11 protein-coding genes are annotated in these 11,768 nt (G+C 73.7%); 9 read left to right on the top strand and 2 right to left on the bottom strand.

Annotated features, from left to right (window positions below; all coding sequences use genetic code 11):
• Positions 1-445 precede the first annotated feature (445 nt).
• The 3 genes from EBN88_RS13725 (at position 446) to EBN88_RS13715 (ending at position 1,974) form a co-directional block, all read left to right on the top strand.
• Positions 446-883 carry an AraC-like ligand-binding domain-containing protein gene (locus tag EBN88_RS13725; RefSeq protein WP_122184151.1) on the top strand — a complete coding sequence of 146 codons (438 nt, stop codon included), beginning with the start codon at positions 446-448 and terminating at the stop codon, positions 881-883.
• Between the two features lie 15 nt (positions 884-898).
• A complete protein-coding gene (locus tag EBN88_RS13720; RefSeq protein WP_122184150.1) occupies positions 899-1,468 on the top strand; it encodes a helix-turn-helix domain-containing protein in 570 nt (189 codons plus the stop codon).
• A 98-nt stretch (positions 1,469-1,566) separates the two neighbouring features.
• Positions 1,567-1,974, top strand: coding sequence for a hypothetical protein (locus EBN88_RS13715; RefSeq protein ID WP_122184149.1), 408 nt, complete (start codon positions 1,567-1,569; stop codon positions 1,972-1,974).
• A gap of 74 nt (positions 1,975-2,048) precedes the next feature.
• Here EBN88_RS13715 and EBN88_RS13710 read toward each other — a convergent pair whose 3' ends face one another.
• Positions 2,049-3,242 (bottom strand): substrate-binding domain-containing protein, encoded by a 1,194-nt coding sequence (locus EBN88_RS13710; protein WP_122184148.1) that lies wholly within the window; start codon positions 3,240-3,242, stop codon positions 2,049-2,051.
• 168 nt (positions 3,243-3,410) lie between these two features.
• Here EBN88_RS13710 and EBN88_RS13705 point away from each other — a divergent pair, with 168 nt between their 5' ends.
• The 6 genes from EBN88_RS13705 (at position 3,411) to EBN88_RS13680 (ending at position 10,149) form a co-directional block, all read left to right on the top strand.
• Positions 3,411-4,697: an ABC transporter substrate-binding protein gene (locus tag EBN88_RS13705; protein WP_158621368.1), complete on the top strand. Its 1,287-nt coding sequence runs from the start codon at positions 3,411-3,413 to the stop codon at positions 4,695-4,697.
• A gap of 99 nt (positions 4,698-4,796) precedes the next feature.
• Entirely contained in the window at positions 4,797-5,729 is a 933-nt protein-coding gene (locus EBN88_RS13700) for a carbohydrate ABC transporter permease (protein WP_122184146.1), read from the top strand.
• Positions 5,726-6,601: a carbohydrate ABC transporter permease gene (locus EBN88_RS13695; RefSeq protein WP_122184145.1), complete on the top strand. Its 876-nt coding sequence runs from the start codon at positions 5,726-5,728 to the stop codon at positions 6,599-6,601. Before EBN88_RS13700 ends, EBN88_RS13695 begins: the two co-directional genes overlap by 4 nt.
• Positions 6,598-8,562 carry a DUF2264 domain-containing protein gene (locus EBN88_RS13690; RefSeq protein WP_122184144.1) on the top strand — a complete coding sequence of 655 codons (1,965 nt, stop codon included), beginning with the start codon at positions 6,598-6,600 and terminating at the stop codon, positions 8,560-8,562. The genes EBN88_RS13695 and EBN88_RS13690 overlap by 4 nt, the downstream gene beginning before the upstream one ends.
• Before the next feature lie 117 nt (positions 8,563-8,679).
• Positions 8,680-9,528, top strand: coding sequence for a phosphotransferase enzyme family protein (locus tag EBN88_RS13685; RefSeq protein ID WP_122184143.1), 849 nt, complete (start codon positions 8,680-8,682; stop codon positions 9,526-9,528).
• Between the two features lie 48 nt (positions 9,529-9,576).
• Positions 9,577-10,149 carry a P-loop NTPase family protein gene (locus EBN88_RS13680; RefSeq protein ID WP_122184142.1) on the top strand — a complete coding sequence of 191 codons (573 nt, stop codon included), beginning with the start codon at positions 9,577-9,579 and terminating at the stop codon, positions 10,147-10,149.
• A gap of 319 nt (positions 10,150-10,468) precedes the next feature.
• Here EBN88_RS13680 and EBN88_RS13675 read toward each other — a convergent pair whose 3' ends face one another.
• A complete protein-coding gene (locus EBN88_RS13675; RefSeq protein WP_122184141.1) occupies positions 10,469-11,626 on the bottom strand; it encodes a pyridoxal phosphate-dependent aminotransferase in 1,158 nt (385 codons plus the stop codon).
• Positions 11,627-11,768 lie beyond the last annotated feature (142 nt).

Below are 11,768 nucleotides of genomic sequence, written 5' to 3'. Positions count from 1 at the left end.
GGGCCGCTGCGCGCGGCGGGCGGGGGCGCGGGCCGCCCCGCGCGGCAGGCGCGGCAGGCGATGCGCCCCGGCGAGTGGCCAACGTGTCGGCGGCAGGCGCGCACGTTCGTCCCGACCGATCGGCGGTGTCCCGGCGCCCAACGGGCAACGCCCGGCAAGCGACGCGAGGTTGCCCTCCGGAGCCCACGCACCGAGCAACGCCCCACCGGTCGCCAACTCGAGGCGCGCCGCCAGCCGCCAACCCGAGGCGCGCCGCCAGGCAACGGCCCACCCGCCGCCGACCCAGGGCACACCACCAGGCGGCGGGCCGTCGGGGGGCAAAGGTTCACCGGGGGAGCCTCCCAACGGGGGGTTCCGTTCACCGGCGTTGCCTACGCTCGTCGACCCCGGGCCCCCCGGGCCCCCCGGGCCCCCCGGGCCCGGGGTTCCGGGGAGGGGGAGAACGATGCTGCGTACGGTTTTTCACACGGACCAGGTCGCCGCGGCCGAGGAGCGGTTCGCCGCCTGGCGGGAGTGCGTCAGCCGGGGCGTGGTCGTCACCACGCAGGAGCCGCTGCCGACCGGTCCTGAACGGTCGGCGTTTCGGGGGGTGTTACGCGCCGGCGCGCTGGGTCCGGTGCGGGTCAACGCCATGGAGTACCGGGCGCTGGTCGCGAAGCGGACGCCTCGGCAGATCAGGGAGCTGGACCCGGGCTGGTACCAGGTCGGGTTGATCCCGCACGGTCGCCAGAGCATCGCGCTCGACGGCCCGCCGACCCGGCTGTGGCCGGGCGACATGGTGCTCTACGACACCACCCAGCCGTTTGTCGCCCGGGTGCCGCCGGCGCTGTCCACCGGTTCGGTGGTGCTCCAGCTGCCGACCGGTCAACTGCCGTGGCAGTGAGGCCGATTACGGCCGTTGTTCGGGCGTCGGCTGCCGGGTGACGATCCGGCGGTCACCCTGCTGCGGCGGCTGCTGCTGGATCTGATCGGGCCGGTGGCCGGCGGGGCGGGGTCCGGCTGGGGGCCCAGCGACGCGGGGCGGCTCGGGGTGTTGGTCACCGACCTGGTGACGGCGGTGGTCGAGCGGCGGTTGGACCCGGCCGAGCCGCCGTCGCCGGCCGGCGCCGACGTGCTGCGGCTGCGGATCGGCGCGCATATCGAGCGGCGGCTGGCCGATCCCGGGCTCGACCCGGCGAACGTCGCGGCGGCGCACCATATCTCGGTGCGCTATCTGCACCGGATCTTCCAGCCGTCGGGCGGGGTCGCCGCCGCCATCCGCGCGCTGCGGCTGGAGCGTTGCCGCCGCGATCTGTTGGACCCGGCGCTCGCCGACACCCCGGTCGGCAGCATCGGCGCGCGGTGGGGTTTCACGCGCCCCTCGGACTTTGGGCGCGCCTTTCGGGCCGCCTACGGCCTCCCGCCGGGCGCCTACCGGCGCGAGGCCCTTGCCGCGCGCCCCGTTCCGGTCGGTGCGCCCAGCGCATAGCGGAGTGCGCGCAGGCCGCATCGCCGGGCGGCTCGCGCTGGCAAGACTTCCCGTGGTTCCGGCCCCCGGGGCCTCAACTCGACGCGAAGGACGCACCGATGGCACGACCGTTGGCACTCCGCACCCGACTCGCCACCACCGCAGCACTGGGCGTGGCGACGCTCACCCTGTCCGTGCTGGCGCCGCAGGCCGCCTCGGCCGCCCCGGCCGAGCGGCCCACGGCCCAACAGCCCGCCGCCGCACAGCCCGCCGCCGGGCAGCCCTCCGTCTCCGCCGTCACCGGCGTGGTGCACGGCGGGCACTCGGTCTGGACGCGGGTCAACCCGTTCTCCGGCAAGAAGCCGTGGACCACCATCCAGGGCGAGTCCATCACCGCCACCCGCAAGCGGTGGGGCGCCGACGGCAAGTGGTGGTACTGGGTCCGCTTCAACGCGGACGGCCTGACCGGCCATGTGGCCGGCGACGTCACCAACATCACGCACTCGCACCTCGACACCTGTTCCTGAGTCTTCCGCAGGCCCGAAGGAACGGCCGACCGGCCGGTCCGCGACCCGCCCCAGGGGTCGCGGACCGCCCGCGTTCAGGCGTCGGCGCCGCCCGACAGCTGCCCCGCCGGTTGCGCCGGCGGCCTGCTGCCGCAGGAGTCGCGGATGGTCAGGCGCGGGTGGAGCACCACGTGCCGGGTGGCCAACGGGCCGGCGTCCGGCGGGGTGTCCATCCGGTCCAGCAGCAGCTGCGCCGCGACCTCGCCCAGCAGCCGCTTGGCCGGCGCGACCGCCGTCAGCGGCACCTCGGCGAGCGAGGCGATCTCGTCGTCGTAGGCGATCAGCGCCATCTCGCTGGGCGTGTGCACGCCCCGGGCGCGCAGCCTCTGGAGCAGCTCTATCGCGTCGTAGTCGGAGTGCACCAGCGCGGCGCGGGTCCCGTTCGCCAGCAGCGCGTCGATGAACGCGTCGTACCGCCGGTCGGCGCCCCGCGCGTCGGGTGAGGGCCGGCCGCCGTTGATCGCCGGCGCCCCGGGGTCCAGACCGAGCCGCTCCACGGCGTGCTGGTAGCCCTCGCGGATCAGCGGCGCCGTGGGCGTCTCGTTGAGGTAGAGCCCCACCGAGCGGTGGCCGAGTCCGTGCAGCTGGCGCAGCGCGTTGAAGGCGCCGAGCCGGTGGTCGGAGACCACGAACTCGCAGGGTTCGTAGGGATCTTCGGGCCGCCGCTCCAGGAGCACGAACGGCAGTCCGGTGGCGCGCAGCCGCTCCAGCGTGGGGGCCGGCAGGTGGTGGCCGCCGGTGGAGGCGATCAGCAGCCCGGCGGCGCCGGTGGCGCACAGCTCGTCGATCTGCTGGATGTCGCGCGGGCTGTCGTACTGGGTCAGCCCGATCACGATGCGGGTGTTCCGGCGGCCGGCCACCGAGCGCACCCCGGCGACCACGCTCGGATAGTAGTAGGTGGCCGAGGGGACCAGCAGCCCGATGGTGCGCTCCGCCGCGGGAGCGGCGGGAGTCGGCGGCGGCTCGGGCGTCGGGGCGGCGGCCGGCGGCTCGGCGGGCGGCGTCGGGCGCCCCGGCTGCCCCGCCGTCGCGGACGGCTCGTCGCGCGGCCCGGCGAGTATCGCCCCGCCGCGCACCTTGGTCAGTCGCCCCAGCTCCGCCAACTCGGCCAGGTCCCGCCTGATGGTGCCGGCCGACACCCCGAAGCGGGCGGCGAGTTCGGCGACGCGCACGGCACCGCTGGCGCGCAACTCGCGCAGCAGCAGCTCCTGCCGTTGTTCTACGAGCATCTGGGCAACCCCTCTCGGTTGATCGTAGAGCTTAATGGTTGTTCGTAGATACTCATCAACGTTTTTGCACACTTCCCTTGACTCGTGATCGAAGCTGGTTCAGGGTGCAGGCATCCGTCACCCAAGGAAGCGGAGCCGTTCGTGTTTCCTCGCCGATGCCATGCGACGTTGCGGAGCATCCTGACCACAGCGGCAGCAGGTGCCCTGCTCACCTCCTGCGCGCTCACCGGTGGTTCCTCCGACGACGGGCCCACCACGATCACCTACTGGTCCTGGATCTCCGGCTCCCAGGAGATCGTCGACCGGTTCAACGAGACCCACGACGACGTCCAGGTCGACTTCCAGCTCATACCGGGCGGCGGTGACGGCGGGTACGCGAAGATGTTCAACGCGGTCCGGGCTGGCAAGGCGCCCGACATCATGACCGTGGAGTATCCGCAGCTCAACAGCTTCATCACGCAGGACCTGATCCAGCCGATCACCGACTGGGACGTGGAGGAGCTGGCCGACCAGTACCCGGAGTGGACCTGGGAGTTGGTCTCCCCCTCGGGCGACGAGGTCTACGCGCTGCCCAAGGACGTCGCCCCGACCGTGCTGTTCTACCGGGCCGACCTCTTCGAGGAGTACGGCCTGACGCCGCCGGAGACCTGGGAGGAGTTCCGCGCCACGGCCGAGCGGCTCCAGGAGCAGCGGCCGGACGCGTTCCTCACCACCTTCGGCCACAACGACTCCGGGCTGCTCTCCGCCCTGGCCTGGCAGGCCGGCGCCGAGTGGTTCGACACCTCCAGCGGCGAGTGGTCGGTCAACACCACGGACGAGAACACCCGGCGGATGGCCTCCTACTGGGACGAGCTGATCGCCGACGGACTGGTCACCTCCGAGCCGATGTACGCCGAGAAGCACATCACCGACCTCCAGCAGGGCCGTTCGCTCACCCTGATCGGCGCGCCCTGGTCCGCCGCCAACCTCTCCCGCTTCCTGCCCGAACTCGCCGGCAAGTTCGACGTCGCGCCGATGCCCCGGTGGGACGACGAGCCGACCGCCGGCAACTTCGGCGGCTCCACCATGGCCCTGCCCGTCGGCTCCCCGCACCCGGACGCGGCCATGGAGTTCGCCCGTTGGGTCTCCACCTCGCCCGACGCGGTGGCCGCCGCCGCCCCCGTCTCCACCGCCTACCCGGCCAACGTCAACCTCCAGGAGACCTGGGCCACCGAGGTCAGCTCGGTCAACGAGTGGGTCGAGGGCATGAACCTGCCCGAGGTCACCTCGGCCGCGGCCCAGGAGATCAACCCCGCATGGGAGTGGGGCCCCGACATGACGGAGAGCTTCGCCCGCCTCGGCAACGCGACCAGCGCCCGCGCCGGCCAACCCGGCGGCCTGGAACGCGCGATCACCGGCTGGCAGGACACCGTCGTCGACCAACTCCGCCTCCGTGGCTACAACGTCGCCGACTAGCGGCCCACCGGCCGCCGCGCGCCCCGCGACGCGATCCGGCCAAGACCGACCCGGCTCAAGCCGACTCGACTCGACCCGACTCGACCCACGGGACACCCCATGGCCTCACTCACCTCAACCCGGACCCCCCGGGGCGCGGGCGGCACGACCAGAAAACGTCGTTCCACGGTCCCGCTGCTGCTCGGACCGTTCTTCGTCCTCTTCGCCTTCACCTACCTCGGCCCGATCCTCTACGCCTTCGGTCTCAGCTTCTTCCGTGAACGCTTCGACGGGATCGGCTGGGACGGGCCCAAGAAGGTCTTCGCCGGCTTCGACAACTACACCAGGGCGCTCAGCGACGCCGAGTTCCTCCAGGGTGTCGGGCGGGTGCTGCTCTACGGGCTGGTCTACGTCCCGCTGCTGATCGCGTTCGCCGCGCTCTTCGCGCTGCTGCTGGACAGCGCGGTCACCGCGTTCCGCAAGACCTGGCAGACCGTGCTCTTCCTGCCGCACATCGTGCCGGGCCTCATCGCCTCCATCGTCTGGCTCTACCTCTACACCCCGGGCCTGAGCCCGCTGTTGGACGGCCTTGAGGTGTTCGGCTGGGAGATCGACTTCCTGCACGGCGCGACCGTGCTGTTCTCCCTGGTGAACATCGCCGTCTGGGGCAACCTCGGCTTCAACGTGGTGCTGATCTTCGTCGCGCTCCAGGCGATTCCCCGCTCCACCATCGAGGCCGCCCGCCTCGACGGCGCCAGCGAGTCCCGCATCGGGCTGCGGATCAAGCTGCCGCAGGTGATGCCGGCGATGGTGGTGGCGACGCTCTTCACCATCATCGGCTCGCTCCAGCTGTTCACCGAGCCCTACATCCTCCAGGCCTCGGGCAACAGCTCGGTCTCCAGCACCTGGACGCCCAACATGCTGTCCTACACGGCCGCCTTCCAGTCCAACGACTACCACTACGCCGCCACCGTCTCCGTCCTGGTCGCGGTCCTGGCCGGCGTTCTGTCCTTCACCGTCACCAAGCTCTCCAACAGAAGGGCACTGCGATGAGCACCCTGGGAACCCAGGTCGGCACCGGCGACCGGGCCTGGTGGATGCGGCGTTCCTTTGCCACGCTGCTGTGCGCCCTCGCCGCGCTCTACACCCTGATGCCGCTGGTCTGGCTGCTGTTCGGCGTCACCAAGACGCTGCCCGACCTCTACGGCAGCAACGGGTTCGCGCCCTCGGGCGGGTTCCATGTCCTGGACAACATCAGGGACCTGTTCGCGCAGGACGGCGGGCTCTACGGCCGCTGGCTGCTGAACACCGCGATCTACGCGTTCGGCGGCGCCGCCGTCGCCACGCTGCTGTCGGTGGCCGCCGGCTACGCGTTCGACAAGTTCGAGTTCCGGGGCCGGGAGAAGTGGTACGGCCTGGTCATCGCCGGGGTGCTGGTCCCGCACACCGCGATCGTGGTGCCGATGTACCTCATGATGTCCGAGATCCGCATGACGGACACCATGTGGTCGGTGCTGATCCCCGTGATGGTCAACCCGTTCGGCGTCTACCTGGCGCGCGCCTACTCCTCCGGCGCGATACCCAACGAGCTGCTGGAGTCGGCCCGCATGGACGGAGCCAGCGAGCTGCGCACGTTCTTCTCCGTCGGCCTGCGGCTGATGGGTCCCGGCGCGCTGACCATCTTCCTGTTCCAGTTCATCGCCATCTGGAACAACTTCTTCCTCCCGATGGTCATGATCACCAACAACGACCTGTTCACGCTGGGCCAGGGCCTGTTCACCTGGAACACCGGCGTGGGCCAGAACCCCGACTACACGCGGATGGTCGTCGTCGGCTCCGCCGTCGCCACCATTCCGCTGATCCTGCTCTTCATCCCGCTCCAGCGCCGCTGGCGGGCCGGACTGACCGAAGGTGGCATCAAGTGACCGACGGGCACCAGGACCTGGCGCTCTCCCCGCACACCGGCTGGACCAGGGAGCACTGGCTGGCGACGGCGGACCGGCTGCTGGCCGCCGTGCGCCCGCACGCGACGCCGGGCAACTCCCTGATCCACCTGCCCGGGCCGCCCAGCCGCTCCGGAAAGGCCAGCGACGGCCTGGAGGGCTACGCCCGCACCTTCCTGCTGGCGGCGTTCCGCACCGGGGGCGCGAACCTCGAAGACCCGCGCGCCCCCGAGCTGTTGGCGCCCTACGCGGAGGGCCTGGCCGCCGGCACCGACCCGGCGCACCCGCACGCCTGGCCCCGGCCGGCCGAGCTGGGACAGGCCAGGGTCGAGGCCGCCTCCGTCGCCATCGGGCTCCACGAGACCCGCGCCCTGCTGTGGGACCGGCTGGACCCCGGGGTCCAGGAGCGGGCCGTGGCCTGGCTCTCCGAACTCGCCGACGTGTGGGTCCCGGAGAACAACTGGGTGTGGTTCCGCGCGACCGTCGCCGCGTTCCTCCGCTCGGTCGGCGCGCCGTACCAGGCCAGCGACATCGCGTACGCCATCGACGAGACCGAGGGCTGGTACGCGGGCGGCGGCTGGTACGCGGACGGCGCCTACCGGCGCGGCGAGTTCCGCAACTTCGACTACTACAACGCCTGGGCGATGCACCTCTACCCGCTCTGGTACACGCGGATCTCCGGCGCCGAGGCCGAGCCGGGGCTCGCCGACCGGTACCGGGCGCGGCTGCGCCTCTTCCTCGCCGACGCCGAGCACCTGGTCGCCGCCGACGGCGGGCCGCTGTTCCAGGGCCGGTCCCTGACCTACCGGTTCGCGGCGGCGGCCCCGTTCTGGACCGGCGCGCTCTTCGACGCGAGCCCGCTGCCGCCGGGCCGCACCCGGCGGATCGTCTCCGGGATGGTGCGCCACTTCCTCGACCGGGGCGCGACGGAGGAGAACGACATCCTGTCGCTGGGCTGGCACCGCCGCTTCGAACGCGTTCGGCAGATGTACTCCGGGCCCGCCTCCCCGTACTGGGCCAGCAAGGGCATGGCCGGCCTGCTGCTGCCGGCCGACCACCCGGTGTGGACCGCGACCGAGGAGGAACTCCCGGTGGAACGCGGCGACTTCACCCGCGCCCTGCCGGCGCCCGGCTGGCTGGTGACGGGCACAGCCGCCGACGGCGTGGTGCGGGTCGCCAACCACGGCACCGACCACACCCCGCCCGAACTGCCCGCCCGCGACGACCCGTTCTACGGCCGCTTCGCCTACACCACCCACACCGGGCCCGAGTTGGGCGCGACGCCGCCGCCCGACCCGGAGCGCGACAACCACCAGCGGGACGGCGACCACCGGGAGGGCGTCGCGTTCGACGGCCAGGTCACGCCGCTGGACGCGGACGGCGTTCCCGCGCACCGCAGCCCGTTCCAACGGGTCGCGCTCACCGAGGAGTTCGCCGTCTCCCGGCACCGCGCGCACTGGCCGGGCGACTCCTCGGACCGCGAGGGCTGGGCGCGCGGGCCCTGGGTGCTGACCGTCGCCGTGCCGCGCGGGCCGTGGGAGGTGCGGCTGGCCCGGGTCGGGCAACCGGACGGCGGGCAGCGGGTGTTGGTCGGCGGCCACGCGCTGGCCGCGAGCGGCCCGCCGGCCCTCCTGGCCGAGGGCGCGGTGCGCCGCGAGGACGGGCTGACCAGCGCGGTCGTCCCGCTCCACCCGGGCGGGGGCGGCGAGGTCACCGTGCACCGGGCGGAGGGCGCCAACGCGTTCGGCCCGCACAGCGCGACGCCCGCCTACCGGGGCGCGGGGCCGCTGCACGCGGTCGCGGTCTTCCTCGGCGTGACCGAGCCGGACGCGGGCCTGCCGCCCGCGCCCTCGGTCGCGTTCCGCGATGCGGGGACGGGCGTGTTGACGGCCGTGGTGAGCTGGCCGGACGGCGCCGAGACGACGGTGCCGCTGGCCGAGTAGCGAACGGGCGGGGCGGGCGGGCCGCCGGGGCGCGCGAGGCGGGTGCGCGCCGGCGGGTGGCGCGCCAGCGGGTTATTGCCGCGCGCCCGGCGGCTCCGGCTGCCACACTCGTCCGCGATGACCCCACCGCACCCGGGCCCCGAACGCCCCGAACCTCCTTCCGGCGCCCACGAAACCCCGCTGACCGGCGGCAATGTCAGCGCGAACGTGGTCAGGGTCGGCGACACCGTGCGCCGACCCGCCGGGCCCTGGACCCCGGCCGTCCACGCCCTGCTCGACCATCTGCGCTCCGTCGGCTTCGCCGGCGCGCCCCGCCCGTTGGGCATCGACGAACGGGGGCGCGAGGTCCTCACGTTCGCGCCGGGCGGCCCGGCCTGGCCCGACCGGTTCGCGCTGCTCGACCCCGAGCACCGGCTGGCCCGCGTCGGCCGGCTGATCCGCGAACTCCACGACGCCGCCGCCTCGTTCACCCCGCCGCCCGACGCCGCCTGGCAGCGGCTGATCCCGCCGGACGGCGCCGAACAGATCGTCCACCACGACCTGGCGCCCTGGAACCTGATCCTGCCCCCGGACGGGGAGCTGGACGCCGGCGGTGACGGCGGCTGGCAGTTCATCGACTGGGACGGCGCGGGCCCCGGCACCCGCCTCGGCGACCTCGCGTACGCGGCCCACGGCTTCGTCCCGCTCTCCGCCAACCCGGCGTTCACCCACCCCGACGCGACGGCCGCCCGCCGGCTGCGGACGCTCGTCGACGCCTATGGCCTCGACGAGGCCCAACGCCGCGCGCTGGCCCCCCTGTTGACCGCCCGCACCCGCGCGATGCACGACTTCCTGCGCGACCGCTCGGCGCTCGGCGAGGAGCCGTGGACCACGCTGTGGCGCGAGGGCCACGGCGAGGTCTGGCTGCGCGACGCCGCGTACACGGCCGAACGGGAGGCCCGCTGGCTGGCCGCGCTGCTCGCCTGACCCGTTCCCACCCCGCCCGGCCAACCGACCGATCACGAAAGGGCGTTCATGCCCCCCACCACGTTCGAGGCCCTGCTCGTCGGGGGCCGCTCCGGCGTCGGCAAGACCACCGTCGGCTGGGAGATCTCCGCGCTGCTGCGGGCCGCCCGCGTCGCGCACTGCCTGGTCGAGGGCGACAACCTCGACCAGGCGTTCCCCGCCCCCGCCGACGACCCGCACCGGGCGCGGATGACCGAGGCCAACCTCGCCGCCCTCTGGGCCAACTACGCCGCGCTGGGCTACCGCCGGCTGATCTACACCAATACCGTCTCCGTCCTCGAACCCGACCTGATCGCCCGCGCGATGGGCGGCGAACCCCGCATCAGCGGCGTGCTCCTGACCGCCGACGACGCGACGACCCGCCAGCGCCTCGGCGCCCGCGAGATCGGCAGCCAACTCGACGCCCACGTGGAACGCGGCGGCGCCATGGCCCGCCACCTGGAGGCGAACGCGCCGGACTGGGTGGTGCGCGTCCCCACCGGGGGCCGTTCGGTCACCGCGATCGCCCGCGACGCGACAGCCGCCGCCGGCTGGCCCCTCGACGAGCGGCCGACCGACGGGGACGCGCCCTGGCTCAACTAGCGCGTGCCGGCGGGGTCCTGGCGCCGCTCCAGCGGGGCCGCGTCGGGCGGGTTCGGCGGCGCGTCGAGGCGACACGCGCGACAGGACACGGAGGACCACCCATGAGCAACGCCGACGGCGCGGCCGAACCCTCCCCGCCGGTCGAACTCGACGCCGGAGTCCGCGCGTCGCTCGACGGCCGGAACGTCGAGCGCCTGATCGTGCGCGTCACCGCGCGGAGGGTCGTCGCGACCTCCGTCCAGCCCGCCGCCGCGCCACCGCCGCCGGCCGGTAACCCCCGTCGAACGGCGCGCAGTTCGGCCCGTCCCGCCGGCCGGGCTCACAGCGCGGCGCGGAAGCGGTCGGCGAGGCCGGTCAGGCGGGGGACGGGCTCGTTGGCGAAGACGAGGCGGAGGTAGCGGTCGCCGGTCGGGCCCCAGCCGGTCATGGGGGTGGCGGCGACCTTGGCCCTGGCCAGGAGGCGTTCGGAGAGCGCGGCCGGCGTGAGGCCCATCGGCTCGGCGTCGAGCAGCAGCGACCAGCCGCCGCCGGGGCGGACCACGGGGTAGTCGGCGAGTTCGGCGAGGACGGTCTCCGCGCGGCGGCGCCACTCGTCCGTGGCCGCCGCCACGTCCTCGTCCGCGCCGGGCGCGGACAGCGCCTCCGCGACGGCGCGTTGGGCGAGGCCGACCTGGCAGACCACGTTGGTCAGCCCGACCAGCCGCACGTCCGCGATGATCTCGGCCGGGCCGACCACCCAGCCCACCCGCCAGCCGATCATCCGCAGCTCCTTGGAGGCCGAGCCGACGGTGATCGTGCGGTCGGCCAACCCGTCGTGTGCCGCCGGGTGTTGGGGCGGGCGGCCGTCGAAGCGGACGCGTTCCATCGCCGCGTCGTAGACCAGCCAGGCGCCGTGTCGTTCGCAGGGTTCGGCCAGCGCGGCCCAGTGCCGTTCGTCCAGCAGCAGCCCGGTCGGCATCGCGGGGCTCATCAGCAGCACCACCGCCGTGCGCGGCCCGACGGCGGCGGCCAACTCCTCCGGGTCCACCCGCCAGCCCTCCGCCGTGGCCCGGCAGGGAACGAAGCGCGGCACGCCGCCGGCGAGCCGGACCCGGTTGACCAGGCCGGCGTAGATCGGGTCGGTGAGGACGACCTCGTCGCCCGGTTCGACGGTCGCGAGCAGGGTGTTGAGGATGCCGTTGAGCCCGCCCGCCACGGAGACGCACTCGGTGGCCGGGTCGTAGGAACGGCCCGCGATCCGGCCGACGTGCGCGGCCGCCGCCGTGCGCAGCTCGTCGCTGCCCTGGAACGGCAGATAGCTGTTGGCGTCGTCCCAGTCGACGGCCTGGTGGGTGGCGACCAGCGCGGCGTGCGGCGGGCGCAGGTCGGTGTCCAGGTTCTCCAGCCGCAACAGCTCGGGGTCGGCCAGGGCGTCGGCCCGGTCCCCGAGCACGTCGACGCCGATTCCCGGAATCTCGCGCAACCTGCTGACGGGCATCCAGGGTCCCCCTCCGTGGACGGCGATATGGCGCGATCCATCACACCACGGCGCGCCCTCCGACGCACGGGGGCGAACGCCGTTCCGTCACACAACCCGCCTTCCACCAGGGCGTGTTGCGGCCGGCCCGCCGGTTAACGCC

The sequence above is a fragment of the Streptomyces triticirhizae genome, from assembly GCF_003696235.1.
In the GTDB taxonomy this organism is placed as follows: Bacteria; Actinomycetota; Actinomycetes; order Streptomycetales; family Streptomycetaceae; genus Streptomyces; species Streptomyces triticirhizae.
The sequence above is the reverse complement of the archived record's forward strand: the minus strand, read 5'-3'. Positions and strand labels throughout refer to the sequence as shown.